Consider the following 26967-nt stretch of genomic DNA (forward strand, 5'->3'; position numbering starts at 1 on the left):
GCCAAAAGCGTGGCATCACCCGAATGCTCAAGGCCATGATCAAAAGGCGCAGCGCCATCGAACCGGCTATCGGGCACATGAAGATGGACGGCAGGCTTGGCCGCAATCCGCTCAAGGGTGCGCTGGGCGATGCGCTGCATGCGGTGATGTGCGGGGCCGGGCACAACCTGCGCCTGATCCTGGCCGCGCTGCGGTTTTATTGCGCCCGATTCGGGCTGTCGATGCAGCCGGTCATCGCAGCCCTGGTCGCTGCACCCGCTGACCGCCGACCTCTCTGCTGCTGAGAACGGAATTGTTCAGGACGGACTATCGACGGATGGGCCGGCTTGGCTGGCAGGTGAGCGAAGTCGGCTACGGGATGTGGGGAATCGCCGGAGGCCCGGGCAACTTCACGGGCGCCAACTACGAGACGGCGCCACGCTGCCTGGAGCGCGCGGTGGAGCTGGGCTGCAACTTCTTCGACACCGCCTGGGTGTACGGGCGCGGCATCAGCGAGCAGATGCTGGGCAGCCTGCTCCGTGCGCACACGGGCGACCGGCTGTACGTGGCCACGAAGATCCCGCCGAAGAACCGCGAATGGCCGCCCCGCCCCGGTGATCGCCTGCAGGACGTTTTCCCCGCCGATCACATCCGCGAATTCACGATGAAGAGGCTGGAAAACCTGGGCACGGACCGCATCGACCTGATGCAGCTGCACGTCTGGGAGGACCGCTGGGCGGACGAAGAGGAATGGCAGCGCGCCCTCGGGGACCTGCGCGCCGAGGGACTCATCGAAGGCATCGGCATCAGCGTGAACCGGTGGGAGCCGGACAACTGCCTGCGGGCCATCGATACCGGGCTCATCGACGTGATCCAGGTGATCTACAACATCTTCGACCAGGCACCAGAAGACCGCCTGTTCCAGGTGGCTGCGGAGAAGGACATCGGCCTCATCGCGCGGGTGCCCTTCGATGAAGGCGGGCTGACGGGCACGCTTTCACCCGACACGGTGTTTCCCGCCGAGGACTGGCGATCGACCTACTTCGGTCCGGAGAACCTGCTTCCCACCGTGGAACGTGCCGAGCGGCTGCGCACGGTGGCGCCCGACGGCATGGCACTGCCCGAGATGGCGCTGCGTTTCATCCTGCACCACCCGGCCGTGTCGACGGTGATTCCCGGCATGCGCCAACTGCGCAATGTCGAGGCCAACCTGAGCGTGAGCGACGGGCACAGGCTGGAGGCGCCGCTGCTGCAGACGCTGCGCGCGCATCGCTGGGACCGCTCGCCCACCGCGTGGTCCCAATAAAGGCATCCGGCCGGGCGCCTGACGCACACCTTCCCTTTTCCGGAGCCTTCCATGAAACAGATCATTGCCCTCTGGGCGCACCAGCGCGCGCTGTCCACGGCCTTCCTGCGCATGATGATCGAGCGCAACGATGTCACCGTGATCCATGAGCCCCTGGTGACGCTGCTCGACACCGGCGAGGTGCCCCTGCCCGACGGCTCGGGCGGCCAGACAGTGGTGCGGTCCGAGCGTGCCTTCTTCGACCATCTGCGCGTGCTGGCGGAGCACCGGCCCGTGTTCTTCAAGGACACGGTGGAGCACCGCTACGGCTACCTCTTCGAGCACCCCGAAGAGGTGGCGGACATCGAACACACCTTCATCGTGCGGGACCCCGCGCCGACGATCAGTTCGATGTACCACATGAAGCCGACCATCGCCCTGCATGAAGTCGGCTATGAGCACCTGTTCGAGATCTTCGAGCTCGCTACCCGGCTGAAGGGGTCGGCACCGGTGCTGGTCGATGCCGACCGCCTGGTCGAAGCACCCCAGGCCGTGGTGCAGCGCTACTGCGAAGAAGTCGGCCTGCCCTTCATCGCGTCGGCCCTTCAATGGCAGCCCGGCGATCGGCCCGAATGGGGCCGCACCCGGCAGTGGCATCTGGATGCGATGCGCAGTTCGGGCTTCGCGGCCACCCACAAGACCTACCCCGACACCGTGGCCAACAACGCGGTGTTGAAGGGGTACTTCGACCACCACTACCCGTTCTACCGGCAGCTCGTGCAGCACGCGATCTGAGGGCCCTCGGCGCTTGCCAACCCGTTTGCCCCTGAACACGCACCACCTTTTCGCCTTTCCTCCGTTCACCTCGTTCCCACCCTTCCCAACCGAGAAAGCAGCCACCATGTCTTCGACCCAAGCCAACGCCATCGCTCCCCTCCGTCCCGTGGAGGCCCTGTCCTCCGGCGAGCAGTTCGCCCAGGCCTACCTGGAAAAAGGAGACAAGACCGAAGTGCACTTCGACTTCACCATCACCGAAGCCTTCAAGCCCACGCAGGACCGCCCGCGCCTGATGGTGAGCCAGCTCTTCAGGAAGCGCCTGGTGAGCGAGACGCACAACCGCTTTTGGTCCGAGAGCCGGCCGCCCAAGGTGGAAGCCGGCGGTATCCACGAAGGAGACTTGCGCCAGGAGGCCACCTTCCGCTTCGGCATGGGCGAAGGCATCGTCCGCCCGATCTCGGCCTGGGTGCAGTTGCCGCCCGACCTGGCGGGTGACGAGCGCGGCATCGCCGAGTTCATCGACTACCGGCTGCTGGTTCGCCTGGCCACGGCGGAAAACCAGGCGCTCACCTTCGGCCCGCACGGCCTGCTCAACCATCCCGGCGTGACGCGGCTGCCGTACGAAACCAGCTACTTCGACGGCATCATGGCCGCCTGCAACGCGATCGAGCAAAACGGCGCCACTGCGCACGCCATGATCGTGAACCCGGTGGATTACTACCACGGCCTTCTGGGCAAGGGCATCCTGGGCGACCTGCAGCAAAACGGCACGAAGATCGTGCGCACCCGCATGGTGGCCCCAGGCTGTGCGCTGGTCGGCGACTTCGCGGTGGCGGCGCGCATCCTGCACACGGGCAAGTCGGTCATCCGCGTCGGCACGCCGCCCGCCGGTACCTTCGCCACGGAAGGCACCGCGGTCTGCGCGGAAATCTACGAAGGGCTGGCGGTGCATCTGCCCACGCACTTCTTCCACGTCGTGAAGGCCGACTGAGCCCCGCAGCACAGCGCGCGGCGCCCGCCGCGCGCGCCCACCGACAAGGACCGCTCCCATGAACGCCCCACAGAACGGCCTGGCTTTCTACCGGCCTTTCATGCCGATCTTTCTCGGCCTTTTCTTTTGCCACCTGGGCATCGGCGCCACGTTGTCGGTGCTGCCCTTCTACGTCAAGGACGCGCTCGGCGGCAGCGATGTGGACGTGGGCACCGTCATCGCCGCCATCGCGGTCGCGGTGGTGCTCACCCGCCCCGTCGCCGGCCGCCTGTCGGACCGCGTCGGCCATCGCACGCTGATGTTGCTCGGCGCCATCCTTTGCGTGCTGGCCGGCGCCGGTTACGCCGTGGCACACCGGGTGGATGTGCTGACCGCCGTGCGGGTGCTGCATGGCATGGGCGAAGGCTGCGCCTTCACCGCCGGGGCCACCTGGCTGGTGGGGCTGGCGCCCGCGGCCCGGCGCGGAAAGATCATCGGTCTCTATGGCGTGAGCATGTGGTCGGGCGTCACGCTGGGGGCACTGGCCGGCGCGGCACTGATGCAGGCCGCCGGGTTCTCCGCCGTGTGGATGCTGTGCGTGGCGGCACCCCTGGCCGGCTTCGCCTTCGTGGTGGCCAAGCCTGCGCCGGCGAAAGTGCCTGCGGCGACGAAAAGCGCGCTGTTCCCCCGCTCGGCGTGCCTTCCCGGCGTCACCCTGGCGCTGGGGTCCATGGGGTACGCCGCGCTGGCCTCGTTCGTCTCGCTGTACATGGCGGCCAAGGGCATCGACAACGGCATTCTGGCGTTCAACGTATTCGGCTTCGCGTATGTGGGATCGCGGCTTTTTCTCGGGCATTGGCCAGACCAGTTCGGGCCTTACCGCGTCGCGCTTTGGGCGGCACTGGGCGAGGCCGTCGGGCTGGCGCTGCTGGCCATCGCGCCCAACCTGGCCGTGGCGGTGCTGGGCGGGCTGGCCATGGGGCTGGGCCTCTCGCTGTTCTACCCCTCGCTGGCGCTGATCGCCATCAAGAAGACCGAGCCGGCCCACCACGGCGCGGCGCGGCGCTCGGCATGTTCACCTCGTTCTGGGACCTGGGCATCGCCGCCGGCGGCGTGGTGGCCGGATTCGTGGCGGCCCGCTTCGGCTATGCCGAGATCTACGGCGTGATGCTGGCGGCCACGCTGGCGAGCACCGTCGGCGTGATGCTGCTGTGGATGCCGCAGCGCGCTCCCCGCCCGTCGCTGCCGCAATGAGGCACCCGCTCCGATCGCCCTGGAATTTCTGACCCTTCCTTTCTTTTCAAGGAGCCGACGATATGTTTCTCGATCATCTGCAGCGGCTGGAAGCCGAGAGCATCCACATTCTGCGCGAGACGGTGGCAGAGGCGGACAACCCCGTCATGCTGTATTCCATCGGCAAGGACAGCTCGGTGATGCTCCACCTGGCGATGAAGGCGTTCTACCCCGCACGGCCGCCGTTTCCGCTGCTGCACGTGGACACGCTCTGGAAGTTTCGCGAAATGATCACCTTCCGTGACCAGCGGGCGCGGGACACCGGCATGGAGCTTCTTGTGCACAGCAACCCCGACGGCATCGCGATGGGCATCGATCCCTTCGTACATGGCTCGGCGGTGCACACCGACTTGATGAAAACGCAGGCGCTCAAGCAGGCGCTGGACCACCACCGGTTCGATGCCGCTTTCGGCGGAGCGCGCCGCGACGAAGAAAAATCGCGGGCCAAGGAACGGGTGTTCTCGCTGCGGTCGGTGCACCACCGCTGGGATGCGCGGCGGCAGCGGCCCGAGCTCTGGCGGGTCTACAACACCCGCAAGCACCAGGGCGAGAGCATTCGGGTATTTCCCCTGTCCAACTGGACCGAAGCCGACATCTGGCAGTACATCGCGCGCGAGCAGATTCCCATCGTGCCGCTCTATTTCGCCAAGGAAAGGCCGGTGGTGGAGCGCAACGGCATGCTGCTCATGGTGGACGACGAGCGCCTGCCCCTCGCCCCGGGCGAGCGCCCCCAGATGCGGCGGGTGCGCTTTCGCACCCTGGGCTGCTACCCGCTCACCGGCGCCATCGAAAGCGATGCCGATTCGCTGGACGCGATCATTGCCGAAACCCTGGCGGCGCACACCTCCGAGCGGCAGGGCCGGGCCATCGACCACGATGGAAAAGGCTCCATGGAACTGAAGAAACAGGCGGGGTATTTCTGATGAGCGGCACCCAACCTTCTCCGGCACCACAGCGCAGCCTGCTGCGCGTGATCACCTGCGGCAGCGTGGACGACGGCAAGAGCACGCTGATCGGCCGCCTGCTGTACGAATCCAAGAGCCTCTACGAAGACCAGTTGCAGGCACTGGCCGTCGACTCGCGCAAATCGGGCACCCAGGGCGGCGCGCTCGACTTCGCGCTGCTGGTCGATGGCCTGGTGGCCGAGCGGGAACAGGGCATCACCATCGATGTGGCCTACCGCTACTTCTCCTCGCCCACGCGCAAGTTCATCCTGGCCGACACGCCGGGCCACCTGCAGTACACGCGCAACATGGCCACTGCGGCCTCCAACGCCGGCGCAGCCATGGTCCTGGTCGATGCGCGCAAGGGCGTGCTCACGCAGACCCGGCGGCATGCCTACATCGCCGCGCTGCTGGGCATCCGGGCCCTGGCGCTGGTGGTCAACAAGATGGATTTGGTGGACTACCGCGAAGACCGCTTCGCCGAAATCGAAGCGGAGTTCAGCGCGCTGGCGCAGCAGATGGGCCTGCCCGCGCCGGTGTGCATTCCGATGTCGGCCCTGCGCGGCGACAACCTGGTCGAGCGCAGCCCCCAGACGCCGTGGTACCAGGGCCCCACGCTCGGGCAGTGGCTGGAGGACACGGAGGTCGATGAAGCCGTCGCCGCGCGGCAGCCGCTGCGGTTTCCGGTGCAGTGGGTGAACCGGCCGAGCGAAGATTTCCGCGGCCTGGCCGGCACGGTCGCTTCGGGCAGCGTGCACGTGGGCGATGGGGTGGTGGTGCAGCCCAGCGCCCAGTTGGCACGCGTGAAGCGCATCGTCACGTACGACGGGGACCTGCCGGCCGCCACGGCAGGCCAGTCGGTCACCCTGGTGCTGGATGCCGAAATCGACGTCTCGCGCGGCGATCTCATCGCCGACCCGGCCTCGCCGGCGGAGGTGGCCGACCGCATCGAAGCCGACATGGTCTGGTTCAGCGAAACACCGCTCTTTCCCGGCCGTGGCTACTGGCTCAAGTGCGGCCCCCGCACCGTGGGCGCCACCGTCACGCGCATCGTCCACCGCGTGGACATCGAAACCTTCGACCGGCTGCCCGCGGACCAGCTCGACATGAACGCGGTGGGCCTGGTCGAGTTGACGCTGGACCAACCCATTGCCTTCGATGCCTACGACGTCAACCGCGACGCTGGCGGGTTCCTGCTGATCGACCGGATCGACAACGAAACCTCCGGAGCCGGCATGCTGGTGCGCGCCCTGCGCGACGCCGACAACCTCGTGTGGCACCACACCCAGGTCAGCAAGGCGCAGCGGGCGGCCATCAAGCACCAGAAAGGCTGCGTGTTGTGGCTCACCGGGCTTTCGGGAGCCGGCAAATCGACCATCGCCAACGTGGTCGAGCAGCAGTTGCACCGGCGCGGCTGCCACAGCTTTCTGCTGGATGGCGACAACGTGCGGCACGGCCTCAACAAGGACCTGGGGTTCACCGACGCCGACCGAGTGGAGAACATCCGCCGCGTCGGCGAAGTCGCCCGGCTGATGGTGGATGCGGGCCTGATCGTGCTGGTGGCGTTCATCTCGCGGTTCCGCGCCGAACGGCGTGCAGCGCGCGCGCTGCTGGAGGCTGGCGAATTTCTGGAGGTGTTCATCGACGCACCGCTGGAGCTTGCCGAACAGCGCGACCCGAAGGGCCTGTACCGCAAGGCCCGCAGCGGAGCGCTCAAAAACTTCACCGGAATCGACTCGCCCTACGAGCCGCCCGAGCAGCCGGACATCCACATCCAGACGGCGCACATGTCGCCCGAACAGGCGGCCGACTGCATCGTCTCGCGGCTCATCACCGCGGGGCTGGTGGTGCCGCCCTCGGCAGCGCGGACCCCTGCCACCGCATGAGCGGCGGCGGCTCTGCGAACACGAGTGGCGGGTCGCACTGGGACGCCATCGTGCTGGGCGGGGGCATGGCCGGGGCCAGCTGCGCCTGGGCGCTGGCGCAACACCGGCGGGTGCTGCTGCTGGAGCGCGAGGCGCACTGCGGCTACCACGCCACCGGCCGGTCGGCCGCGCTGTTCTCCGAATACTTCGGCAACCGGACGGTGCGCGCGCTCACGGCGCTCAGCCGCCCGTTTTTCGAAGCGCCCCCCTTCCGGCTTCGCCCCGGTGACGCTCGTGGCGCCGCGCGGCGTGGTGGCGCTCGCGACGCAGCAAGACATGGACGCCGGCCGCATCGACAGCGCCGTGGCCGACGGCTGCTACGCCCGCGAACCCGCCCGGGTGATCGGGCTAGAGGCCGCGCTGGCCCGCTGCCCGGTCATCGACCCGCGGCCGTATCGCTGCGCCGTGTGGCGGCCTTCGGTCATGGACATCGACGTCGATGCGCTGCACCAGGGCTATCTGCGCGGCATCCGCGCTGCAGGCGGCCAGGTACAGACCGCCACGCGCGTGGATCGCATCGTGGGTGACGCGCCGGGCCGCTGGGCCGTCCACACGGCAGCGGGCCGCTTCGTCACGCCCTGCCTCGTGAACGCTGCAGGTGCCTGGGCCGACGAGGTTGCGCGCCAGGCTGGCGTGGCGACCATCGACCTCGTCCCCAAGCGGCGCACCGCCGTGATCGTGGACCTGTCCGAGGGCATGCCCGGCCAGGCCCCGCTGGCGTCCTGGCCGATGGTCACCGACCTGGCGGACACGTTCTATTTCAAGCCAGAGGCCGGCCGCCTGCTGGTCTGCCCCAGCGATGAAACCCCCATGCCGCCTTGCGACGTGCAGCCCGAGGAATGGGATGTGGCGGTGGCGGTCGATCGGCTGCAACAGGCCACCACGCTCTCGGTGCGGCGCGTGGCCCACCGCTGGGCCGGCCTTCGCAGCTTCGTCGCCGATGGCTCGCCCGTGCTGGGCGCCACCAAGGAAGCGCCCGGCTTCTTCTGGGCGGCCGCGCTGGGCGGCTACGGCATTCAGATCGCTCCGGCGGTGGGGCAAGCCCTGGCTGCATTGGCTCTCACCGGTGACCTGCCGAGCCATTTCATCGAACGGGGGCTGTCGGCCGCCGCGTTGAGTCCGGGCCGGCAAACGCTGGCTGAATCGCCCCACGAGCGCGCCGAGACACTCTGATGAGGCCAGGCGAGATCGGGCCGGGCCGCCAAACGGCGGCCGTTCCCCTTGCCGGTTTCCACCCGGGTCAGAGGGAATGCTGCTTGAGCACGGTCGGTTCCAACGGCGCCCCGGGCCACATCTGCACGAGGTAGCGGTCTTCGCCTTCCAGCCCATCGGGGGACAGCGAATCCAGTCCCGCGCTCGACAGCCTGACCCGGTACGTCCCTGGCGGCAGATCGAACCGGGCGGCGTCGGGCAGGTAGTCCGTGCACCCCGCCACCACGAGCGGACCCGTAGCGATGACCACCGACCCATCGACCACATGGTCGAACCGGGCCAGGTCGGTCTGCGGCTCGGCCGCCAGAAACTCCAGCGTGACCGGCACCTGCATGTTTCGCACCGTACCGAACCCGACGACGCCTGCAGACACCGCCAGCATGCGGTGCGTGGCGGCCTCGTCCCACGCGCTGGCCAGGTCTCCCGGCGCGGATTCGTCCTGGAGATAGAACTGGTGGTAATCCGCGAAAAGCGTCAGGCGATGGGATGGCATGGCGGGAGGCTTCCTTTCCTGTCGGCAGTGTCGAAGAGGGCGTGTTTACCAAGGCGGCGTCTGCAGCCAAGCTTAGCGCTGGGTGACCGTCACGGGCAGCGTGGGCACCACGCGGGCACGGCGCGGGCAGCGGACGCATACACCGCGTCGCCCCTGAGCGCTTGATGCCAAATCGGCCTCCAGCGCAATGAAGACGCCGGCAGTGCGCTATAAATTTAATAGCAAACGAAAAAGCCCGCCGAAGCGGGCTTTCGTTGCCAGCCAAGGGCCGGTCAGGCGGCGACGCCGTCCGCGACTTCCTTGTACTCCTCGATCTGGTCGAAGTTCATGTACTTGTAGATCTTGTCGCCGTTCTGGCTGAGCACGCCCATGTCGGCCAGGTACTCTTCCTTGGAAGGAATGCGGCCCAGCTTGGAGCAGATGGCCGACAGCTCGGCCGAGCCCAGGTACACGTTCGTGTTCTTGCCCAGGCGGTTGGGGAAGTTGCGGGTGCTGGTGGACATCACCGTCGCGCCTTCCTTCACCTGTGCCTGGTTGCCCATGCACAGCGAGCAGCCGGGCATTTCCATGCGGGCGCCGGCCGCGCCGAAGACGCCATAGTGGCCTTCTTCGGTGAGCTGGTGCGCATCCATCTTGGTGGGCGGAGCCATCCACAGCTTGACCGGAATGTCCTTCTTGCCTTCCAGCAGCTTGGAGGCTGCGCGGAAGTGGCCGATGTTGGTCATGCACGAGCCGATGAACACCTCGTCGATTGCGGCGCCGGCCACGTCCGACAGCGTCTTGGCGTCATCGGGATCGTTGGGGCAGCAGACGATGGGCTCGGTGATCTCGGCCAGGTCGATCTCGATCACGGCGGCGTACTCGGCGTCTTCGTCGGGCTGCAGCAGCTGGGGGTTGGCCAGCCAGGCTTCCATGGCCTTGATGCGGCGCGTGATGGTGCGTGCATCGGCATAGCCCTGGGCGATCATGTTCTTGAGCAAGACGATGTTCGAGTTGATGTACTCGATGATCGGCTCCTTGTTCAGGCGCACCGTGCAGCCGGCGGCGGAACGCTCGGCCGACGCGTCGGACAGCTCGAACGCCTGCTCCACCTTCATGTCCGGCAGGCCTTCGATTTCGAGGATGCGGCCCGAGAAGATGTTCTTCTTGCCCTTCTTCTCGACCGTCAGCAGGCCGGCCTTGATGGCGTACAGCGGAATGGCGTGCACCAGATCGCGCAGCGTCACGCCGGGTTGCAGCGCGCCCTTGAAGCGCACCAGCACCGATTCCGGCATGTCGAGCGGCATCACGCCCGTGGCAGCGGCGAAGGCCACCAGGCCCGAGCCGGCGGGGAAGCTGATGCCGATCGGAAAGCGCGTGTGCGAATCGCCGCCGGTGCCCACGGTGTCGGGCAGCAGCATGCGGTTGAGCCAGCTGTGGATGATGCCGTCGCCGGGCTTGAGCGAAATGCCGCCGCGCGTGCTGATGAAGTCGGGCAACTCGTGATGCATCTTCACGTCCACGGGCTTGGGGTACGCGGCGGTGTGGCAGAACGACTGCATCACCAGGTCGGCGCTGAAGCCCAGGCAAGCCAGGTCCTTCAGTTCGTCGCGCGTCATCGGGCCGGTGGTGTCCTGCGAGCCGACCGAGGTCATGCGCGGTTCGCAGTACGTGCCGGGCACAACGCCCTCGCCTTCCGGCAGGCCGCAGGCGCGGCCGACCATCTTCTGGGCCAGCGTGAAGCCCTTGCCGGTGGCGGCGGGGTTCTGCGGCAGGCGGAACAGCGTGGACGGTGCCAGGCCCAGGGCTTCGCGCGCCTTGGACGTGAGGCCGCGGCCCACGATCAGCGGAATGCGGCCACCGGCGCGCACTTCGTCGAACAGCACTTCGCTCTTCACTTCGAACTCGGCGATCACCTGGCCGTTCTTCAGCGCCTTGCCGGCGTAGGGCAGCAGTTCGATCTCGTCGCCCATGTTCATCTGGCTCACGTCCAGCTCGATCGGCAGCGCGCCCGCGTCTTCCATGGTGTTGTAGAAGATCGGAGCGATCTTGGAGCCCAGGCACACGCCGCCGAAGCGCTTGTTCGGCACGTAGGGAATGTCTTCACCCGTGAACCACAGCACGCTGTTGGTGGCCGACTTGCGGCTGGAACCCGTGCCCACCACGTCGCCCACATAGGCCACGAGGTTGCCCTTGGCACGCAGGTCTTCGATGAACTTCACCGGGCCGCGCTTGCCGTCTTCTTCGGGCGTGATGCCGTCGCGCTTGTTCTTGAGCATGGCCAGCGCATGCAGCGGAATGTCCGGACGGCTCCAGGCATCGGGTGCGGGCGACAGGTCGTCGGTGTTGGTTTCGCCGGTGACCTTGAGCACCGTGAGCTTGATGCTCTGCGGCACTTCGGGACGGCTCGTGAACCATTCGGCATCGGCCCAGCTTTGCAGCACGGCCTTGGCGAATTCGTTGCCCTTGTCGGCCTTTTCCTTGACGTCATGGAACTGATCGAACATCAGCAGCGTCTTCTTGAGGCCTTCGGCCGCGACGGACGCCACGGCGGCATCGTCCAGCAGGTCGATCAGCGGCGTGAGGTTGTAGCCGCCCAGCATGGTGCCCAGCAGTTCGGTCGCCTTCTCGCGGCCGATCAGGGTGCACTTTTCGGTGCCGTGCGCCACGGCGGCCAGGTAGCTTGCCTTGACCTTGGCGGCATCGTCCACACCAGCGGGCACGCGGTACGTGATCAGTTCCACCAGCGTGGCCTCTTCGCCGGCCGGCGGCGCCTTCAGCAGCTCGATCAGCGAGGCGGTTTGCTTGGCCGTCAGCGGCAAGGGTGGAATGCCCAGTGCGGCGCGTTCGGCCACATGGTCGCGGTAGGCTTTCAACATGTTTTTCTCCGGTGGGTTTCTAGTGGGTAGGGTCGGCGGTGCCCGCCGTGCAGGCCCCAGGCGCGGCGCGCACCGGGGCCGCTGCGATCACTGGGCCGGCGCTGGCGCGGCTGGAGCAGAGGCCGTTGCAGGGGCGGTCGCGGATGCGGGCAGCGCCTCCAGCAGGCTTGGCTGCGGGTTCTTCTTGATCGACTCGGTCACGGCAACCTGCTGCGGGCTCATGCACTCGTCGGCCAGGCGCTGGCCGAGCTTCTGGTTCATCAGCATGGACTTGTTGGCGATCTGGATCCAGACGGCGCCGGCCTTCTGGTCTTCCAGGCGCACCGCACCTGTGCTCGTCGCGATCGGCGACATGTAGTAGTTGAAGCCCTTGCCGTCGATGCGGAAGTGGCCGGGCGACTTGGCGTCCGCCTCGATGTGCACCGAAGCGCCGAGTTCGCAAGGAATGTGGCCGGTGTGCACGCGCTCGGCGATGGCCAGCTCTTGCGGCGTCAAGGCGGCTTCGGCGGCGATGATGCCCGTGGCCACCTGGTTGGTGGCGCTCTTGAGTTGCGTGCGGCTGCTGGTGGCCTTCTTGGACGTCGCGGCAGGCTTCGCTGCGCTCTTGGCCGCAGGCTTGGCGGCCGGCTTGGCATCAGCGGACTTTTCCTTGGCCGCAGCCTTGGCGGGGGCGGCCTTGGCAGGTGCAGCCTTCGCGGGGGTCTTGGCCGGTGCGGGTTTGGCGGGTGCGGCGTCTTGCGCCATCACGAGTGCAGGGGCCAGCAGCATCAATGCAGAAGCGATGAAGGTTTTCATGGGAACTCCGACGAAAAGGAGATGTGGGGTGGGGGGGAACGTTGTTATCGAGACGGCTCAGGCGGAGCCTGCGGCCGGCAATGTAAACCACGCCTGTGCCTCGGTGGGCAGCACGCGGCCGGTCTGGTGCGCACGCTCCAGCACCTGCCAGAAATAGCGGTAGCTGGCGCGGTCGTGCAGTACGCCCTCGACGCTGACGGGAGCCCAGTCGGCGTGCGCGGCGATGGAAAGAAGCTGGGCGGCCTGGATGATCTCTTCCTGCGCCGGCGCGAAGGCCTCCAGGATGGGACGGATTTGCGCCGGGTGGATGCTCCACATGCGCGTGTAGCCGAACTGGCGCGCAGCGCGCCCAGCCGCCGCGCGCAGGGCATCGGCATCGTTGAATTCGGTCACCACGCAATGCGAGGGCACCTTGCCGTGCGCATGGCAGGCTGCGGCGATCTCGAGCTTGGCTCGCACCACCAGCGGATGCTCGAACTGGCCCTGCGAGCCCATGGCATGGGCCGGGATCGCACCGCCATGCGCGGACACGAAATCCATCAGGCCGAAACTGATCGACTGCACGCGCGGATGGGCGGCAATCTCGAAGGCGTGGTGCACTGCCTGGGGCGATTCGATCAGCACGTGCAAAGGCACCTGCCCTGCCGACGCGGCCAGCAGCGCCTTTTCGGCGTGGAGCACGTCGTCCACCGACTCGACCTTCGGCACCATGATGTGGCAAAGGTGGGCGGCAGCTTCGCCGGCGATGGTGGCCATGTCTTCGGCAAAGGCCGGGTGGTCCACGGCATGCACGCGGGCGGCGACCCGGGCGCCGGGCTGCGCGGTGCAGGCCAGGTGGGCCACCAGGCTGGCATGCTCGCGCTCCTGCCCGACAGGCGCGCCGTCTTCGCAGTCGAGCGTCACATCGAACACGCAGTGGCCGAACTCGTCCGCCATGGCGGCCTGAAGCTCCAGGCTCTTGCGCATGCGCGCTGCCACGCCGCTGTAGTGGTCGCAGACCGGCAGGCGCACGGCGCTGGCCTGGGCGCCCATGAGCACCGAGGCGGGATGGGCGGAGGCCACGGTCATGAGGGGCGCTGCGCCACGATGAACATGCGCGGGAACGCCAGCAACCGGCGGCCATCGCTGCGCACGGCATACGCTGCATCGACGCGACGCTCGTACTCGGTCAGAAAGCTCTCGCGCAACGGCTCGGACAGCGGGTCGATGAAAGGCTTGAGGCCGGTGGCGCGCACCCATTCGACGATGGCCGCGGGCGACTCCATCACGTGCTGGTACACGGTGTGCCACACGTCCAGGCGCTCGGCACGCGGCGCCAGCAGGTCGTAATAGCCGCCGATGCCGAAAAGCTCGGTGCGCAGCGCATCGGCATCCCCGATGGGCTCGCGCCATGGCGCCTCTGCGGCCATCTCGCGCATCAGCCGATGCGTGGGTTCCTGGCGGTTGTCCGGCATCTGTATCGCCAGCACGCCACCCGGGGCAAGGCTGTCGAACAAACGCGGGATGAGGGTTTCGTGCCCTGCCACCCACTGCAGGGAGGCATTGGCGTAAATCAGGTCGGGCGCCATCTCAGGCGTCCACTGGGCGATGTCGCCCAGCACGAAGGACACGCCGGGCAGGCGCTCGCGCGCACTGGCCAGCATGGCTTCGGAATTGTCGATGCCGGTCACCCGCGCTTCAGGGAAGCGCCGGACCAGCAGCTCGGTGGAATTGCCCGGCCCGCAGCCCAGGTCCACCACGTGGACCGGCGCAAGATGGGGCACCCGCGCAAGCAGCTCCTGGGCCGGGCGCGTGCGCTCGTCCTCGTAGCGGCGGTAAAGCGCGGGATTCCAGTCGAGCATAAGAACGAAAACGAGAGACGAAAAATTACAGCAGGTGCTTCACGCCGTCTTGCTCGCCTTGCAGCTCGCCCAGCGTCTTGTCGATGCGTTCCTGGCTGAATGCGTCGATTTCCAGGCCTTCGACGACCTTGTATTCGCCGTTTTCGCAGGTGACGGGGAAGCCGAACATCACGTCCTTCGGAATGCCGTACTGGCCGTCCGAAGGAACACCCATGGTGACCCACTTGCCGTTGGTGCCCAGGGCCCAGTCGCGCATGTGATCGATGGCAGCGTTGGCGGCCGAAGCGGCGGAAGAAGAACCACGCGCTTCGATGATGGCCGCGCCGCGCTTGCCCACCGTGGGCAGGAACGTGTTGGCGTTCCACTCCTGGTCGTTGATCATCTTGGCGACGCTCTCGCCGTTGATGGTGGCGAAGCGGTAGTCGGCGTACATCGTGGGCGAGTGATTGCCCCACACGGCCAGCTTTTCGATGTCTGCCACGGCCTTGCCGGTCTTGGCGGCGATCTGGCTGGCAGCGCGGTTGTGGTCCAGACGCAGCATGGCGGTGAAGTTCTTGCGCGGCAGGTCAGGCGCGCTCTTCATGGCGATGTAGGCGTTGGTGTTGGCGGGGTTGCCGACGACCAGCACCTTCACGTTGCGGCTGGCCACGGCGTTCAGTGCCTTGCCCTGGGCGGTGAAGATGGCGCCGTTGACGGCCAGCAGCTCGGCACGTTCCATGCCGGGGCCGCGGGGGCGGGAGCCGACCAGCAGGGCATAGTCCGCGTCCTTGAAAGCCGTCATCGGGTCGCTGTGGGCTTCCATGCCCACCAGCAGCGGGAAGGCGCAGTCGTCGAGTTCCATCATCACGCCCTTGAGCGCCTTTTGCGGGCCTTCGACGGGCACTTCGAGCAATTGAAGGATGACGGGCTGGTCCTTGCCCAGCATTTCGCCGGAGGCAATACGGAACAGCAGGGCGTAACCGATTTGACCAGCGGCGCCGGTGACAGCAACGCGGACGGGCTTCTTGCTCATGAAAAACTCCAGAAAGTGGAAAAACGGGTGTCGGTGCAGTCGATGCACCAGCGCCAGTCAAACCAAGCAGCCCGTGCCCTGCAGAACAGCTCCCGAGTGTACTGCTGAAATCCGGGGCCGGTCAATTTGTCTTATGTCTTATATAAGATATCATCCTGCCTCGCCAAAGCGCGAAACCTCTCCATTGCCCCGCGCTCAGCCGCCCCTCGATACGCCGCCATGTCCACGCCCCCGGTTGCTACCTCCGACAACCCTGCCGCTCCTGCAGGGAACGTCGGCGCGCCCACGCCGGCGTTCAGCCCGCTCTATCAGCAGATCAAAGGGCTCATCCTGCACAGCCTGCAGCATGGCGAGTGGAAACCGGGCGAATCGATCCCCAGCGAGATGGAACTGGCCGCGCGCTTTCGCGTCAGCCAGGGCACCGTGCGCAAGGCTATCGACGAGCTGGCCGCGGAAAACCTCGTCGTCCGCCGCCAAGGCAAAGGCACATTCGTCGCAACGCATGCCGAGCGGCACGTGCAGTACCGTTTTCTCAAGCTCATGCCCGACTCGGGAGATGCCAGCGTCGAGGGGCCCGCGCAGCGCCACATCATCGATTGCCGCCGCATCCGCGCCAGCGCGGAGATCGCGCGGGCGCTGGCGCTGCGGGGCGGAGATGCCGTCGTGCACGCGAGGCGTATCCTTTCGTTCGGCGACGTGCCCACCATTCTGGAAGAAATCTGGCTACCAGGACAGGCCTTCAAAGGGCTCACCGCCGAGCAAATGTCCAGCTACCAGGGGCCCACCTATGCCATGTTCGAAATCGATTTCGGCGTAAGAATGGTGCGGGCCGACGAAAAGCTGCGCGCCGTGCAGCCCGACGAAGAACAGGCCCGGCTGCTGCAGGTGGCGCCGGGCACGCCGCTGCTCAGTGTCGAGCGCATTGCCTATACCTACAACGAAGTTCCGATGGAGTTACGCAAGGGTCTCTACCGCACCGATACGCACCACTATCACAACGAACTGAGCTGAACCGAGGGTAGGCGCCGATACCGCCGGGCGAAATTACGCCGTACCGAAATACTCCGGTTGTTGCATTGCAATAGAATTTTGGGTTGTTTCGTTCGCGCGAAATTACAAAGCAGTTACATCCACGAAAGCACCGCCATGACCGAGATCGCCAAAAAGCGGCCTGAATTCCGCAACATCAATGCCCTCACGGACCTGCCCACCTACCGCCTTCCCGCTGCGGGTTGGGTGTCGATCCTGCACCGCGTCAGCGGCGTGATCATGCTGGTGCTGCTCCCTTTCATCCTGTGGATGTTCGACACCTCGGTGTCCTCGGAAATCTCTTTCGGAAGATTCAAGGCAGCCTTCGTGGTGGGCCTCGGATTCGTGCCAGGATGGTTTCTCAAGCTCGTGGTGCTGGCCCTCATCTGGGCTTACCTGCACCACTTCATCGCCGGCCTGCGCCACCTCTGGATGGACATCAGCCACGACGCGGTGAACAAGAACTTCGGCGCCAAATCCGCCACGGCCACCCTCGTCATCAGCATCGCCCTCACCCTCGTGCTGGGCGCCAAGCTGTTCGGCCTGTACTGAGCTGAGCCGCACCGACATTCCCACGAACCCACAAAAAAAGGATTTCCTATGTCCGTGAATTACGGCTCCAAGCGCATCGTCGTCGGCGCGCATTACGGAACCCGCGACTGGCTGAGCCAACGCGTGACCGCCGCTTTGATGGCTCTATTCACCATCATCCTGCTGGCTCAGGTGCTGCTGACCAAAGGCCCCATCGGCTATGACCGCTGGGCCTCGATCTTTTCGGCGCAATGGATGAAGGTCCTCACGTTTTCCGTCATCGTCGGCATGGCCTGGCACGTCTGGGTCGGCACACGCGATGTGTTGATGGACTACGTGAAGCCCGTGGGCCTGCGCCTAGCCTTGCAGGCCGTCGCGATCTTCTGGCTCGTCGGCTGCGCCGGCTGGGGTATCCAGATCCTCTGGCGTCTCTGATCCATTCCCGCGACTGAAGGCAACAAAAATGAGCTACACCAAAGCGAACATCACCACGCGCAAGTTCGACGTCGTCATCATCGGTGCCGGCGGCTCCGGCATGCGCGCCGCCCTCGAACTGTCCCGAGCCGGCCTGAACGTGGCGTCCCTGTCCAAGGTGTTCCCCACCCGTTCGCACACCGTTGCGGCGCAGGGCGGCGTGAGCGCATCGCTCGGCAACATGAGCGAGGACAACTGGCACTACCACTTCTACGACACCATCAAGGGCTCCGACTGGCTGGGCGACCAGGACGCCATCGAGTTCATGTGCCGCGAAGCCCCCAAGGTCGTGTATGAGCTGGAGCACTTCGGGATGCCGTTCGACCGCAACCCCGACGGCACCATCTACCAGCGCCCCTTCGGCGGCCACACGGCCAACTACGGCGAAAAGCCGGTTCAGCGCGCCTGCGCAGCGGCCGACCGTACCGGTCACGCCATGCTGCACACGCTGTATCAGCAAAACGTCAAGGCGAAAACCAACTTCTTCGTCGAGTGGATGGCGCTGGACCTGATTCGCGACGCCGACGGCGACGTGGTCGGCGTCACCGCGCTGGAACTGGAAACCGGTGAGCTGTATGCCCTGCAGGCCAAGGCCGTGCTGCTCGCCACCGGTGGCGCTGGCCGCATTTTTGCCGCTTCGACCAACGCCTTCATCAACACCGGCGACGGCCTGGGCATGGCGGCACGCGCCGGCATTCCGTTGCAGGACATGGAGTTCTGGCAGTTTCACCCCACCGGCGTAGCCGGGGCCGGCGTGCTGCTGACCGAAGGCTGCCGCGGCGAAGGCGCCATCTTGCTCAACAGCAACGGTGAGCGCTTCATGGAGCGCTATGCACCCACGCTGAAGGATCTGGCACCACGCGACTTCGTCTCGCGCTCGATGGACCAGGAAATCAAGGAAGGCCGCGGCTGCGGCCCCAACAAGGACTACGTGCTGCTCAAGCTCGACCACCTCGGTGCCGAGACGATTCACAAGCGCCTGCCTTCCGTGTACGAAATCGGCGTCAACTTCGCCAATGTCGACATCACGAAGGAACCGATTCCCGTGGTGCCCACCATCCACTACCAGATGGGCGGCATTCCGACCAACATCAATGGCCAGGTCGTGATCCAGAACGGCGACGTGCACAACCAGGTCGTGAACGGTCTGTATGCCGTGGGCGAATGCTCGTGCGTGTCGGTGCACGGTGCGAACCGCCTGGGCACCAACTCGCTACTCGACCTGCTGGTGTTCGGCAAATCCGCCGGTCGCCACATTGTCGACATGATCAAGAGCAGCGGTGAGCACAAGCCACTGCCGGCCGATGGCGCTGACCGCACCCTGGCCCGCCTGAACCAACTGCAGGACTCCAACGAAGGCACGTACGCGCAGGATGTGGCCAATGACATCCGCGCATCCATGCAACAGCATGCCGGCGTGTTCCGCACCCAGGAAAGCATGGACGAGGGCGTGGTCAAGATCAACGCCATCCGCGAGCGCGTCGGCGCCGTCACGCTCAAGGACAAGTCCAAGGTCTGGAACACCGCCCGCATGGAAGCGCTGGAAGTGGACAACCTCATCGAAGTGGCGCAGGCCACGATGACCTCCGCTGCTGCCCGCAAGGAATGCCGCGGCGCCCACACCGTGTATGACTACGAGCACCCGGCCGATCACGCGGAATTCCCGCTGGGCCGCAACGACAAAGAGTGGATGAAACACACCTTGTGGCACAGCGCAGGCAACAACCTGACCTACAAGCCCGTGAACCTGAAGCCTTTGACGGTCGACAGCGTGCCTCCCAAGGTCCGTACGTTCTGACCCTACAAGCCCACGAGAAAGAACACCATGAAGCGCACCTTTCAAATCTACCGCTACGATCCGGACAAGGACGCCAAGCCCTACATGCAGACCGTCGAGATCGAACTCGATGGCCACGAGCGCATGCTGCTGGACGCCTTGGTGAAGCTCAAGGCGCAAGACCCGTCCATCTCGTTCCGCCGCTCGTGCCGCGAAGGCGTCTGCGGCTCCGATGCGATGAACATCAACGGCAAGAACGGCTTGGCATGTCTCACCAACATGAACACGCTCAAGGGCACCATCGTGCTCAAGCCCCTGCCCGGCCTGCCAGTGATCCGCGACCTGATCGTGGACATGACGCAGTTTTTCAAGCAGTACAACTCCATCAAGCCGTACCTCATCACCGAAGGCATCACGCCCGAGAAGGAACGGCTGCAAAGCCCTGAAGAGCGCGATGAGCTCAACGGCCTGTACGAGTGCATTCTTTGCGCCAGCTGCTCCACGAGCTGCCCAAGCTTCTGGTGGAACCCCGACAAGTTCGTGGGCCCTGCCGGCCTGCTGCAGGCTTACCGCTTTATCGCCGACAGCCGCGACGAAGCCACGGGCGAGCGCCTGGACAACCTCGAAGATCCGTATCGCCTGTTCCGCTGCCACACCATCATGAACTGCGTGGACGTGTGCCCCAAGGGCCTCAATCCCACGAAGGCCATCGGCAAGATCAAGGAACTGATGGTGCGTCGCGCCATCTGACCGCCATGGCCGACGAAGACTTGCTCGACGAACGCGAGGCTGCCAAGCTGAAGTGGCGCAGCCGCCGCGGTTTGGTGGAAAACGATCTGTTCATCGAGCAGTTCTTCGCCACCTATGGCTCGCGCCTGACCCAGCGCCAGGCACAAGGTCTCACGACCTTGATGGACCTTTCCGACAACGACCTGCTGGACCTGCTGCTGCGGCGCACGGAACCTTCGGGCGAGATCGATACCGGGGACGTCAAGGAAGTGCTTGAACAGCTGCGCCGCAGAGCGTCAGCACCCCCTCCACCGCTTGCGGGCTAACAACAGAAGGAAACTGGAAATGAAACTGGCAGACAACAAGGCAACGCTATCGTTCAGCAACGGCAGCCCGAGCGTGGAACTCCCCGTGTACCAAGGCAGCATCGGCCCCGATGTGGTCGACATCCGCAAGCTGTACGCGCAGACGGGCATGTTCACGTATGACCCCGGTTTCCTTTCCACGGCGGCGTGCCAGTCCTCGATCACCTACATCGACGGCGACAAGGGCGAACTGCTGTATCGCGGCTACCCGATCGAACAGTTGGCCACGCAGTGCGACTTCCTGGAAACCTGCTACCTGCTGCTGAAGGGCGAACTGCCCAACCCCGCCCAGAAGACCGAGTTCAGCGACAGCGTGACCAAGCACACGATGGTCAACGAGCAGATGCAGTTCTTCCTGCGTGGCTTCCGCCGCGACGCGCACCCGATGGCTGTGTTGACGGGCCTGGTCGGCGCGCTCTCCGCCTTCTATCACGACAGCACGGACATCAACAATCCGCAGCACCGCGAAATCTCGGCCATTCGCCTGATCGCCAAGATGCCGACCCTGGTGTCTATGGCGTACAAGTACGGTGTGGGCCAGCCCTACATGTACCCACAGAACGACCTGAGCTACGCTGGCAACTTTCTGCGCATGATGTTCGGCACGCCATGCGAAGAGTACAAGGTCAATCCGGTGCTCGAACGCGCCCTGGACCGCATCTTCATCCTGCACGCAGACCATGAACAGAATGCGTCGACCTCCACGGTGCGCCTGTGCGGCTCTTCGGGCACCAACCCGTTCGCTGCCATCGCTGCCGGCGTAGCCTGCCTGTGGGGCCCTGCCCACGGCGGCGCCAACGAAGCCGCGCTGAACATGCTGCACGACATCCAGGCCCAAGGCGGTGTGGAAAAGATCGGCGAGTTCATCAAGCAGGTCAAGGACAAGAACTCCGGCGTGAAGCTCATGGGCTTCGGTCACCGCGTGTACAAGAACTACGACCCGCGCGCCAAGCTCATGCAAGAAACCTGCAATGAAGTGCTGGCGGAGCTGGGCCTTGAAAAAGACCCGCTGTTCGCCCTGGCCAAGGAACTGGAAAAGATCGCCCTGGAAGACGACTACTTCGTGCAGCGCAAGCTCTACCCGAACGTGGACTTCTATTCCGGCATCGTGCAGCGCGCCATCGGCATTCCCGTGAACCTGTTCACCGGTATCTTTGCACTCGCCCGTACCGTGGGCTGGATCGCTCAGCTCAACGAAATGATCGGCGACCCCGAGTACAAAATCGGCCGCCCTCGCCAGCTGTTCGTGGGCGCCGAGCGCCGCGACGTGCATCCGCTGGACAAGCGTTAAGTCCTCCGTCCTGCAGAAGGCCTACCAGCCTTCTGCAAGCGCGAAATACCGAAGCGAAAGCCAGTCAGCGAATGCTGACAGGCTTTTTTCTTAGGAGCTTGTGAATGTGAGTGAAGGCCGCGCGTTGCAGACCTGAGCCTATGAGCGGGCCGAGCGGGGAGCACTATGGGCTAATGCGCTGCAGACTGCACATGCAGTGAATGCTCAAAGGCAATGAGACATAAAAAAAGCCTTCCAAATCTGTGATTTGGAAGACTTTATACCAATGGTTAGTTGGTAGGCGCGATTGGACTCGAACCAACGACCCCCACCATGTCAAGGTGGTGCTCTAACCAGCTGAGCTACGCGCCTGCGTGTATTCGAGAAGCGAGATTGTAGCAGTAAAAAATGCGCGTTTTGACCACTCGCGTGCGCTTTCTTTCAACGACGGCGCGCGGAGCGAACGCCCTGCACCGTCGCCACGATGCCGAGCACTTTATTCAAGCGCCCGGAGTCCGACACTTCCACCGTGAACGTCATCCAGGCCGTGCCTTTGACCGACTGGGTCTGCACGCCGATGACGTTGGTTTTCTCACGGGCGAACACTTCCGAAATATCGCGCAGCAAGCCCTGCCGGTCTGCAGCCTCGACAGCGACATCCACCGGATAGACCGAAGGACCTGCACCGGCCGAGGGCTTGGACTGGCCCCACTCCACTTCAATGACACGTTCGGCACTGCGTGCAGCCATCTCGCGAAAGTTACTGCAATCCGCACGGTGCACGCTCACGCCCTTGCCGCGGGTGACGAAGCCGCGAATGTTGTCGGGCGGTGCAGGCTTGCAGCACTTGGCCAATTGCGTCATCAATGAATCGATGCCCACCACCAGCACCCCGCCCTTGGGGGCCGATTCAGACGTGCGCGATTTCTTGAGCAGCAGGTAATCGTCGGGCTGGAGCACAGGCTCCGGTGGCCGCAGCAGCGTTTCGATCGTGCGCAGCGAGAACTCGTCCTTGCCCACGACTTCGAACAGCGCGTCGGCCGTTTTGAAGCCCAACTGCACGGCCAGGTCGTCGAGCTTGATGGCTGTCTTTCCCTCGCGCTGCAGCAGCTTTTCGACGGCTTCCCGGCCCCGTGCCGTGGTTTCGTGCGTGGCCTGCGCATTGAACCAGGCGCGCACCTTGGCCCGGGCACGGTGGCTGGTGAGATATCCCAGTTCCGCGTTGAGCCAGTCGCGCGACGGGCGGCCCTCTTTCACCGTGGCGATTTCCACCGTCTGCCCGTTTTGCAGCGGCGTGTTGAGCGGCACCATGGCCCCGTCGACACGCGCGCCCCGGCATCGGTGGCCGACGCTCGTGTGCACCGCGTAGGCGAAATCGACCGGGGTAGCACCTTGCGGCAACTCCACCACAGCAGCGTCGGGCGTGAGCACGTAGATGCGGTCTTCGAACAAGCCTCCGTGCTGGACGGCGCCCGCCATGTCGCGCTCCCAGGCCAGCAACTGGCGCAGCACGGCAATCTTGGCGTCGTACTCGCCGGTGGCAGACACGCCTGCGTAGCCCTTCGTACCCGCCTCCTTGTAGGCCCAGTGCGCCGCCACGCCGTGTTCGGCGTGGTCGTTCATCGCCTGGGTACGGATCTGGATTTCGATGGCCTTGCCCGCCTCGTCGCGCACCACGGTGTGCAGCGATTGGTAGCCATTGGGCTTGGGCTTGGCGATGTAGTCATCGAACTCCGCATCGATGGGCTTGAAATGCTCGTGCACCCATGACAGTGCGGCGTAGCAGTCCTTGACCGAAGGCACCACGACCCGCAATGCGCGAATGTCGAACACGTGGTCGAAGTCGAGCGACTTGCCGCGCATTTTCTTGACGATGCTGTAGATGTGCTTGGGGCGGCCTTGCACGCTGGCGCTGATGCTGCGGGCGCGCAACTCCGATTCGAGCCGGCCGCGCAACTGCTCCATGTACACCTCGCGCTCGGCTCGCTTCTCATCGAGCAGCCGCGCCACTTGCTTATAGGTGTCAGGCTCCAGAAAGCGGAACGACAGGTCTTCGAGCTCCCACTTCATCTGCCAGATGCCGAGTCGGTTGGCCAGCGGAGCAAATACCTGCAGTGCTTCGCGCGCGATACCTGGAGAGACTGCGCGTTTGGTGGCTGCGTAAAAACGCAGTGTCTGAAGGCGAGACGCCAGCCGCAGCATCACGACGCGCAGGTCGCGCGAGAACGCCAGCAGCATCTTGCGAACGTTCTCGGTCTGCGTGGCCGGGTCATCCACGGGCTGCCCGGCCATCTGAGCTTCCCGGGCGTGCTGCTGCACGCGCATCAGCTTGGTGGTTTCCACCGCCAGGGCGGCGAAATTCTGTCCGAACGCCTTGGCAATGACTTCTTCCGGCTTGTTCAGGTGCGAACAGGCATGCACCAGGTAGCTGGCGGCCTGCATGGCCTCGGAGCCCCCGATGCTCTTAAGAATGGCGGCCACGGCTTCGGCATGGGCGAACGTGTTCTCGCCCGTCTCCAGCGTTTCGCTGGACAGCAAGGGCTCGGCAAAGGCCCGTGCACGCGCGAGCGCTCCAGCCTGCTCGGGAAGCGAGAGCGCCGTGGCGGCGATGAGCTGGGGTACGCCTTCGGCACGTGCCTCCAGGCTCCCCATGCCATGACTGGCGTGAGGCGCAGTGGCGAGGCTCTTCACAGCCCGCTCCGCTGTTGAGGGTCGGCAGGTCCGAAAAGAAAAGCCTCGACCACATTCACCTGCTCGTCCGCCACCAAGGTAGGGGCATGCCCCACGCCGCCCCACTCCACCACTTGCGCACGGGGCCCGCGCCGCGACATGGCCTGGGCAGTCGCTGGCGACAGCAGGTCGGACTGCGCACCGCGCAGCAGCAACGTGCGCGCGGTGATCTGGTCGTACAGCTGCCACAACTGGGCTTCGCCGGAGATGGCGGCGTCTTGCGTCATGGCGCGAAACGGCAATGCGATGGAAGGGTCGTAATGCAGCACGAAGCCGTCTTGCGCCGCGGGGCGCAGCATGGCACGCGACAAGGCCAGCCATTGCTCGGGCGTGTGCGGGCCGAAGCTGGCAGAGATGGCCCACAGCGCGTCCGCCGCTTGCTGCTCCGTCTCAAAATGCGCGGGCCGCCCCAGGTATTGCCCAATGCGCTGCAGCGCGCTCCATTCGATCACGGGGCCCACATCGTTGAGGACCAGCTTGCGCACCGGCACAGGCAACGGCAAGCCCGGCTGGCCGCACAGCGCCATGCCGATGAGTCCTCCCATGCTGGTGCCCACCCAGTCCAATTGCCCGATGGTCGCCTGGCTGTGCACATGCGCCAGAAGAGCAAGCATGTCGGCCGCGTAGACCGGCACCTGATATGCCATCGGATCGGCGAGCCAATCGCTATGGCCGCGGCCGGCAACGTCGGGGCAAAGAACGCGGGCGTGTTGTGACAAGCGCCGAGCCAGCACATCGAAATCACGGCCCTGCCGCGACAGGCCATGGACACAGAGCACCACAGCGGGATGGTCGGGTTGCCCCGTCTGGTTCCACTCCCAATAAGCCATGCGATGGCTGGGCGCCGCACCATTCGCTGCGGCCTCCTTGGCGGCGATGCCGGGGCAATTCACGTAATTCAGCGTAGGCTCGGTCATGGGAACGAATTCGTCACGGGGGCGCTCGATAATGGTTGCGTTCATCCTAATTCATTCGGAGAGACTCACATGCTTCAAGGCAAAACGGCCCTCGTCACCGGCTCCACCAGCGGCATCGGACTGGGCATCGCGAAGGCACTCGCACGCCAGGGCGCCAACGTCGTACTCAACGGGTTCGGAGATGTGGACGGCCCCCGCGCAGAAGTCCTGGCCGCTGGCGAAAGCCTGGGCGCCCAGGTGGCCTACCACGGCGCCGACATGAGCCGCGCGGCGGACATCGAGGACATGATGAAGTACAGCGCCAGCCAGTTTGGGCGCGTCGACATCCTGATCAACAACGCCGGCATTCAGCACGTGGCGAACGTGGAAGACTTTCCCGTCGAGAAGTGGGATGCCATTCTGGCCATCAACCTGAGCAGTGCCTTCCACACCACGCGCCTGGCCCTGCCTTCGATGAAGGCAGCCAACTGGGGCCGCATCATCAACGTCGCCTCGGTGCACGGCCTGGTGGCTTCGGCCCAGAAGTCGGCGTATGTCGCGGCCAAGCACGGCATCGTTGGCCTGACGAAGGTCACCGCGCTGGAAAACGCCACCACGGGCGTGACCTGCAATGCGATCTGCCCGGGCTGGGTGCTCACCCCGCTGGTGCAAAAGCAGGTTGACGACAAAGCCGCCGCTCAGGGCCTGTCGAACGAAGAGGCCAAGAAGCAACTCCTGGGTGAAAAAGAACCGTCCCTCCAGTTCACCACGCCCGAAGAGCTGGGCGAGCTCGCCGTGTTTTTCTGCTCGCCGGCCGCTAACAACGTTCGCGGCGTCGCGTGGAACATGGACGGCGGCTGGGCGGCGCAATAACCGCTGTTTCAATGAAGCGATAGCGCACTGCCCCTGGCATCTCGGGCATTGCGCTAGCCGGCTCCGCCTTCAACGCAACTGCACGGCGCCAGAGACGTTCACGACCACCTGCGCCTTGCCGGCTTCCACGGGCACAGCGGAGTCGGACGACATCGAAGCGGCCTTGGCCTCCATGGCCATCATGCGAGGCCGTGGCCCGGGCATCATTTCATTGCTGTTCACCGCCACTTCTCGCAAGGTGTAGCCGCTGAAACCGAAACCCTTGGCCAGTTCGTTGGCGCGGGCCTTGAACTGTTCAATCGCCTTGGTCTGTGCCTCGCCTTCCACTTTTTCACGGGCTTCGCGCGACAGATCGAACGCGATCTGGCTGATCGACATGGACTGGATCTTGCCGGCCGCCGTCGTGATGCGCGAGAAGTCGCGGCCTTGCAGCACCAGTTCGGCCCGGCCCTGCCAGCCGTTGATCTTGCCTTCCTTGCCGTAGCGGGGGTACATGCCGAAGGTGCCCGTGCGCACATCCATCTGCTCTGGCTGGGCCGTGCGCTTGGCTTCGGCCAATGCGGAATCAAGCGCTTGCTTGAGTTGCGTCTGTACCGCCGCGGCGTCTGCGCCCTCTTTGGTAGTGGCCAGCGTCAGCACCAGCAGGTCTTGCTGAACCTCGACGGTGCCCGTTGCGGAAAGTTGCAGCACGTTCTGCGGCGGAGCGATGACGGCAGTTTGAGCAAATACCGCCCCAGCGCAAGCAAATACTGCGCTGGCAGCTATTAATTTAGTAGCAATTTTCATGTTTTTGAAATCCTTTGGGCAGAAAAGAAAGGGATGCAAGGCACTGCGGAACCCCACGTTAACCGGTCCTGATCAATCGCCGGTAAAGGTCCGATAGCGTCTGTGCGTGGCTGGGCAAAACTT

The 26967-nt window shown here is 65.1% G+C and carries 24 protein-coding genes, 1 tRNA gene and 3 pseudogenes; 18 read left to right on the top strand and 10 right to left on the bottom strand.

Annotated elements, in window-relative coordinates; translation table 11 throughout:
* The 10 genes and pseudogenes from BLT03_RS19200 to BLT03_RS24710 all read left to right on the top strand — a co-directional run.
* Positions 1-284, top strand: a pseudogene (locus BLT03_RS19200) (IS5/IS1182 family transposase); the annotation flags it as partial.
* 32 nt (positions 285-316) lie between these two features.
* Positions 317-1285, top strand: coding sequence for an aldo/keto reductase (locus BLT03_RS19205; RefSeq protein WP_092745384.1), 969 nt, complete (start codon positions 317-319; stop codon positions 1283-1285).
* Between the two features lie 51 nt (positions 1286-1336).
* A complete protein-coding gene (locus BLT03_RS19210) occupies positions 1337-2059 on the top strand; it encodes a sulfotransferase-like domain-containing protein (protein ID WP_092745385.1) in 723 nt (240 codons plus the stop codon).
* A gap of 106 nt (positions 2060-2165) precedes the next feature.
* Positions 2166-3032, top strand: coding sequence for a family 3 encapsulin nanocompartment shell protein (locus tag BLT03_RS19215; protein ID WP_092745386.1), 867 nt, complete (start codon positions 2166-2168; stop codon positions 3030-3032).
* Between the two features lie 58 nt (positions 3033-3090).
* Positions 3091-4179, top strand: a complete 1089-nt coding sequence (locus BLT03_RS19220) for an MFS transporter (RefSeq protein ID WP_092745387.1) — start codon at positions 3091-3093, stop codon at positions 4177-4179.
* Positions 4140-4265, top strand: coding sequence for a hypothetical protein (locus BLT03_RS25040; RefSeq protein WP_271466342.1), 126 nt, complete (start codon positions 4140-4142; stop codon positions 4263-4265). Before BLT03_RS19220 ends, BLT03_RS25040 begins: the two co-directional genes overlap by 40 nt.
* A gap of 62 nt (positions 4266-4327) precedes the next feature.
* Positions 4328-5227: a sulfate adenylyltransferase subunit CysD gene (gene cysD, locus BLT03_RS19225; RefSeq protein WP_092745388.1), complete on the top strand. Its 900-nt coding sequence runs from the start codon at positions 4328-4330 to the stop codon at positions 5225-5227.
* Positions 5227-7134, top strand: a complete 1908-nt coding sequence (cysN, locus tag BLT03_RS19230; RefSeq protein WP_092745389.1) for a sulfate adenylyltransferase subunit CysN — start codon at positions 5227-5229, stop codon at positions 7132-7134. Before cysD ends, cysN begins: the two co-directional genes overlap by 1 nt.
* Positions 7131-7283 (top strand): annotated as a pseudogene (locus BLT03_RS25115) (FAD-dependent oxidoreductase); the annotation flags it as partial. The gene cysN and the pseudogene BLT03_RS25115, both read left to right, overlap by 4 nt.
* A pseudogene (locus tag BLT03_RS24710) lies at positions 7236-8346 on the top strand (NAD(P)/FAD-dependent oxidoreductase); the annotation flags it as partial. The pseudogenes BLT03_RS25115 and BLT03_RS24710, both read left to right, overlap by 48 nt.
* Positions 8347-8413: 67 nt before the next feature.
* Here BLT03_RS24710 and BLT03_RS19240 read toward each other — a convergent pair.
* The 6 genes from BLT03_RS19240 to BLT03_RS19265 form a co-directional block, all read right to left on the bottom strand.
* Positions 8414-8878, bottom strand: coding sequence for a hypothetical protein (locus BLT03_RS19240; protein WP_092745390.1), 465 nt, complete (start codon positions 8876-8878; stop codon positions 8414-8416).
* Between the two features lie 272 nt (positions 8879-9150).
* Complete coding sequence (acnB, locus tag BLT03_RS19245; protein ID WP_092745391.1) at positions 9151-11736, bottom strand: bifunctional aconitate hydratase 2/2-methylisocitrate dehydratase; 2586 nt, start codon at positions 11734-11736, stop codon at positions 9151-9153.
* Positions 11737-11823: 87 nt separating this feature from the next.
* A complete protein-coding gene (locus tag BLT03_RS19250; protein ID WP_092745392.1) occupies positions 11824-12531 on the bottom strand; it encodes a hypothetical protein in 708 nt (235 codons plus the stop codon).
* Positions 12532-12588: 57 nt separating this feature from the next.
* Complete coding sequence (locus BLT03_RS19255) at positions 12589-13599, bottom strand: HpcH/HpaI aldolase/citrate lyase family protein (RefSeq protein ID WP_092745393.1); 1011 nt, start codon at positions 13597-13599, stop codon at positions 12589-12591.
* Complete coding sequence (tam, locus tag BLT03_RS19260; protein WP_092745394.1) at positions 13596-14372, bottom strand: trans-aconitate 2-methyltransferase; 777 nt, start codon at positions 14370-14372, stop codon at positions 13596-13598. Before tam ends, BLT03_RS19255 begins: the two co-directional genes overlap by 4 nt.
* A gap of 25 nt (positions 14373-14397) precedes the next feature.
* The gene (locus tag BLT03_RS19265) at positions 14398-15384 is read right to left on the bottom strand and encodes a malate dehydrogenase (protein WP_092745395.1); all 987 of its coding nucleotides are present in this window, start codon (positions 15382-15384) and stop codon (positions 14398-14400) included.
* 219 nt (positions 15385-15603) lie between these two features.
* Here BLT03_RS19265 and BLT03_RS19270 point away from each other — a divergent pair, with 219 nt between their 5' ends.
* The 7 genes from BLT03_RS19270 to BLT03_RS19300 all read left to right on the top strand — a co-directional run bounded on the left by BLT03_RS19270 (position 15604) and on the right by BLT03_RS19300 (position 21580).
* Positions 15604-16395, top strand: coding sequence for a GntR family transcriptional regulator (locus BLT03_RS19270; RefSeq protein WP_092745396.1), 792 nt, complete (start codon positions 15604-15606; stop codon positions 16393-16395).
* Positions 16396-16530: 135 nt separating this feature from the next.
* Positions 16531-16965 carry a succinate dehydrogenase, cytochrome b556 subunit gene (gene sdhC / locus BLT03_RS19275; RefSeq protein ID WP_092745397.1) on the top strand — a complete coding sequence of 145 codons (435 nt, stop codon included), beginning with the start codon at positions 16531-16533 and terminating at the stop codon, positions 16963-16965.
* A gap of 48 nt (positions 16966-17013) precedes the next feature.
* Complete coding sequence (gene sdhD, locus BLT03_RS19280) at positions 17014-17379, top strand: succinate dehydrogenase, hydrophobic membrane anchor protein (protein ID WP_092745398.1); 366 nt, start codon at positions 17014-17016, stop codon at positions 17377-17379.
* Between the two features lie 28 nt (positions 17380-17407).
* Positions 17408-19216, top strand: coding sequence for a succinate dehydrogenase flavoprotein subunit (sdhA, locus tag BLT03_RS19285; protein WP_092745399.1), 1809 nt, complete (start codon positions 17408-17410; stop codon positions 19214-19216).
* 27 nt (positions 19217-19243) lie between these two features.
* Complete coding sequence (locus BLT03_RS19290; protein WP_092745400.1) at positions 19244-19945, top strand: succinate dehydrogenase iron-sulfur subunit; 702 nt, start codon at positions 19244-19246, stop codon at positions 19943-19945.
* A 5-nt stretch (positions 19946-19950) separates the two neighbouring features.
* A complete protein-coding gene (locus BLT03_RS19295; protein WP_092745401.1) occupies positions 19951-20250 on the top strand; it encodes an FAD assembly factor SdhE in 300 nt (99 codons plus the stop codon).
* Between the two features lie 19 nt (positions 20251-20269).
* The gene (locus BLT03_RS19300) at positions 20270-21580 is read left to right on the top strand and encodes a citrate synthase (protein ID WP_092745402.1); all 1311 of its coding nucleotides are present in this window, start codon (positions 20270-20272) and stop codon (positions 21578-21580) included.
* A 274-nt stretch (positions 21581-21854) separates the two neighbouring features.
* On the opposite strand, the gene BLT03_RS19305 is transcribed toward BLT03_RS19300, so the two are convergent.
* From BLT03_RS19305 to BLT03_RS19315, 3 genes are all read right to left on the bottom strand, one after another.
* A tRNA-Val gene (locus tag BLT03_RS19305) sits at positions 21855-21931 on the bottom strand.
* A 69-nt stretch (positions 21932-22000) separates the two neighbouring features.
* Complete coding sequence (locus BLT03_RS19310) at positions 22001-24211, bottom strand: RelA/SpoT family protein (protein ID WP_092745469.1); 2211 nt, start codon at positions 24209-24211, stop codon at positions 22001-22003.
* A gap of 35 nt (positions 24212-24246) precedes the next feature.
* Positions 24247-25206: an alpha/beta fold hydrolase gene (locus tag BLT03_RS19315; RefSeq protein ID WP_092745468.1), complete on the bottom strand. Its 960-nt coding sequence runs from the start codon at positions 25204-25206 to the stop codon at positions 24247-24249.
* 69 nt (positions 25207-25275) lie between these two features.
* On the opposite strand from BLT03_RS19315, the gene BLT03_RS19320 reads away from it, so the two are divergent.
* The gene (locus BLT03_RS19320) at positions 25276-26058 is read left to right on the top strand and encodes a 3-hydroxybutyrate dehydrogenase (protein ID WP_092745403.1); all 783 of its coding nucleotides are present in this window, start codon (positions 25276-25278) and stop codon (positions 26056-26058) included.
* A gap of 69 nt (positions 26059-26127) precedes the next feature.
* Here BLT03_RS19320 and BLT03_RS19325 read toward each other — a convergent pair whose 3' ends face one another.
* Positions 26128-26844: an SIMPL domain-containing protein gene (locus tag BLT03_RS19325; RefSeq protein ID WP_092745404.1), complete on the bottom strand. Its 717-nt coding sequence runs from the start codon at positions 26842-26844 to the stop codon at positions 26128-26130.
* Positions 26845-26967 lie beyond the last annotated feature (123 nt).

The organism is Paracidovorax valerianellae, assembly GCF_900102625.1.
Classification (GTDB): Bacteria; Pseudomonadota; Gammaproteobacteria; order Burkholderiales; family Burkholderiaceae_C; genus Paracidovorax; species Paracidovorax valerianellae.

Bases quoted from the DNA above. Each gene is read 5' to 3' on its own strand.
- BLT03_RS19205 (WP_092745384.1), top strand. From the start codon at position 317: ATGGGCCGGCTTGGCTGGCAGGTGAGCGAAGTCGGCTACGGGATGTGG.
- BLT03_RS19210 (WP_092745385.1), top strand. From the start codon at position 1,337: ATGAAACAGATCATTGCCCTCTGGGCGCACCAGCGCGCGCTGTCCACG.
- BLT03_RS19215 (WP_092745386.1), top strand. From the start codon at position 2,166: ATGTCTTCGACCCAAGCCAACGCCATCGCTCCCCTCCGTCCCGTGGAG.
- BLT03_RS19220 (WP_092745387.1), top strand. From the start codon at position 3,091: ATGAACGCCCCACAGAACGGCCTGGCTTTCTACCGGCCTTTCATGCCG.
- cysD (WP_092745388.1), top strand. From the start codon at position 4,328: ATGTTTCTCGATCATCTGCAGCGGCTGGAAGCCGAGAGCATCCACATT.
- cysN (WP_092745389.1), top strand. From the start codon at position 5,227: ATGAGCGGCACCCAACCTTCTCCGGCACCACAGCGCAGCCTGCTGCGC.
- BLT03_RS19240 (WP_092745390.1), bottom strand. From the start codon at position 8,878: ATGCCATCCCATCGCCTGACGCTTTTCGCGGATTACCACCAGTTCTAT.
- acnB (WP_092745391.1), bottom strand. From the start codon at position 11,736: ATGTTGAAAGCCTACCGCGACCATGTGGCCGAACGCGCCGCACTGGGC.
- BLT03_RS19250 (WP_092745392.1), bottom strand. From the start codon at position 12,531: ATGAAAACCTTCATCGCTTCTGCATTGATGCTGCTGGCCCCTGCACTC.
- BLT03_RS19255 (WP_092745393.1), bottom strand. From the start codon at position 13,599: ATGACCGTGGCCTCCGCCCATCCCGCCTCGGTGCTCATGGGCGCCCAG.
- tam (WP_092745394.1), bottom strand. From the start codon at position 14,372: ATGCTCGACTGGAATCCCGCGCTTTACCGCCGCTACGAGGACGAGCGC.
- BLT03_RS19265 (WP_092745395.1), bottom strand. From the start codon at position 15,384: ATGAGCAAGAAGCCCGTCCGCGTTGCTGTCACCGGCGCCGCTGGTCAA.
- BLT03_RS19270 (WP_092745396.1), top strand. From the start codon at position 15,604: ATGTCCACGCCCCCGGTTGCTACCTCCGACAACCCTGCCGCTCCTGCA.
- sdhC (WP_092745397.1), top strand. From the start codon at position 16,531: ATGACCGAGATCGCCAAAAAGCGGCCTGAATTCCGCAACATCAATGCC.
- sdhD (WP_092745398.1), top strand. From the start codon at position 17,014: ATGTCCGTGAATTACGGCTCCAAGCGCATCGTCGTCGGCGCGCATTAC.
- sdhA (WP_092745399.1), top strand. From the start codon at position 17,408: ATGAGCTACACCAAAGCGAACATCACCACGCGCAAGTTCGACGTCGTC.
- BLT03_RS19290 (WP_092745400.1), top strand. From the start codon at position 19,244: ATGAAGCGCACCTTTCAAATCTACCGCTACGATCCGGACAAGGACGCC.
- BLT03_RS19295 (WP_092745401.1), top strand. From the start codon at position 19,951: ATGGCCGACGAAGACTTGCTCGACGAACGCGAGGCTGCCAAGCTGAAG.
- BLT03_RS19300 (WP_092745402.1), top strand. From the start codon at position 20,270: ATGAAACTGGCAGACAACAAGGCAACGCTATCGTTCAGCAACGGCAGC.
- BLT03_RS19310 (WP_092745469.1), bottom strand. From the start codon at position 24,211: ATGGGGAGCCTGGAGGCACGTGCCGAAGGCGTACCCCAGCTCATCGCC.
- BLT03_RS19315 (WP_092745468.1), bottom strand. From the start codon at position 25,206: ATGACCGAGCCTACGCTGAATTACGTGAATTGCCCCGGCATCGCCGCC.
- BLT03_RS19320 (WP_092745403.1), top strand. From the start codon at position 25,276: ATGCTTCAAGGCAAAACGGCCCTCGTCACCGGCTCCACCAGCGGCATC.
- BLT03_RS19325 (WP_092745404.1), bottom strand. From the start codon at position 26,844: ATGAAAATTGCTACTAAATTAATAGCTGCCAGCGCAGTATTTGCTTGC.